General features: G+C 60.1%; 1 protein-coding gene and 1 pseudogene. One reads left to right on the forward strand and one right to left on the reverse strand.

The window, feature by feature from the left end:
* Positions 1-235: zinc-finger domain-containing protein (locus EN749_RS35365; protein WP_128364909.1), on the reverse strand; the 235-nt coding region annotated here is incomplete at its 3' end.
* Positions 236-481: 246 nt separating this feature from the next.
* On the opposite strand from EN749_RS35365, the pseudogene EN749_RS35370 reads away from it, so the two are divergent.
* Positions 482-1647, forward strand: a pseudogene (locus tag EN749_RS35370) (RNA degradosome polyphosphate kinase); the annotation flags it as partial.

The raw sequence follows: 1647 nt of genomic DNA on the forward strand, positions 1-1647 counted from the left end.
GTTCTATGTAGATGCAGCCGGCCGGCAGCGTTTCCGTTGCCTTCAGCTTCGGAGAATAGCGGTAGAGCGTCGAGCAATAGGGGCAGACTTTTTCGTTGTCGTCGCCCATGTCCAGAAACACATGCGGGTGGTCGAAAGGCGGATTGGCGCCCGTGCACATGAATTCCTTCACGCCGATGTCGATTGCCTGATAGCCCGCATCGTTCTGAAAATGGGGAACGGAACCGCCTGCCATCGTCGTCTCCTTAACGCAGTCTCGTCTGCATCTGGATCATATCAGGGCTCTTTGCAAGTTCGATGAAATGAAACTGTCGCAAAAGCCTGTCAGAGGATAAGTTAAGCCGGTTAACGCATGGCCCCGAAGACCGACACCGGTTTTCGGCAAGGACCATACGTCGCCTTGGAGTGGCAGAGCGTCCTTTGCGCCTCCTGAATGACGTGCGGCGCTTTAGCTGGCTGACGGTGTGGAAGAGCGGGAATCATGAACGAACTGAAGCCGGTGCAGAACGAATTCGTGGATGTCGAGGTGGCTCGCCCGGAGGGCGGCAATCCGGACCGGTTTGTCAACCGCGAGTTTTCCTGGCTGCAGTTCAACCGGCGCGTCCTCGAGGAGTCGCTGAACCTCAATCATCCGCTGCTGGAGCGCGTCCGCTTCCTGTCGATCTCGGCCGCCAATCTCGACGAGTTCTTCATGGTCCGTGTTGCCGGTCTTGCCGGCCAGGTACGAGAAGGCATTACGCTGAAGAGCCCTGACGGCCGCACCCCCGAACAGCAGCTCGAACAGCTGCTGCGTGAGGTCGAGCGGCTGCAGGAAGACCAGCAGAAGAGCCTTTCGGCGCTTACCGTGCTGCTCAAGAAGGAAGGCATCGAGAGCATCACCCGCGATGCGCTGACCAAGGACGAGAAAATCTGGCTGGAAGACCATTTCCAGGAACAGGTTTTCCCGGTGCTCACCCCGCTGTCGATCGATCCGGCGCACCCGTTCCCGTTCATTCCCAATCTCGGCTTCTCGATGGCGCTGCAATTGCGCCATCGCAAGAATGGTGAGGAGATGAGCGCGCTGCTGCGCCTGCCGGTGGCGCTGAAGCGCTTCATCCGCCTGCCGGACCGCAAGCATCATGTCCGCTTCATCCCGCTGGAAGAGGCGGTCGGCCTCTATATCGGCAAGCTCTTCCCCGGCTATGAGGTCAAGGGCTCCGGCACGTTTCGCATCATTCGCGACAGCGATATCGAGGTCGAGGAGGAGTCCGAGGACCTCGTGCGCCTGTTCGAAACGGCGCTGAAGCGGCGGCGGCGCGGTTCGGTGATCCGCATCGAATTCGACAGGCTGATGCCTGGCGAATTGCGCGACTTCGTGGCAGGCGAGCTTGGCGTGTCGTCGAGCCGCATCAGCGTGCTCACCGGGCCGCTGGCGCTCAGCCAGATTTCCGAGATCGTCGCCGTCCCTCGCGACGACCTGAAATTCATGCCCTACAATCCGCGTTTTCCCGAGCGTATCCGCGAGCATGGCGGCGATTGTTTCGCCGCCATCCGCGAGAAGGACATCGTCGTCCATCACCCTTACGAATCGTTTGACGTCGTGGTGCAGTTCCTGCGCCAGGCGATGGCCGATCCGGAAGTGGTGGCGATCAAGCAGACGCTTTACCG

This window comes from Mesorhizobium sp. M7A.F.Ca.ET.027.02.1.1 (assembly GCF_004022985.1).
Classification (GTDB): domain Bacteria; phylum Pseudomonadota; class Alphaproteobacteria; order Rhizobiales; family Rhizobiaceae; genus Mesorhizobium.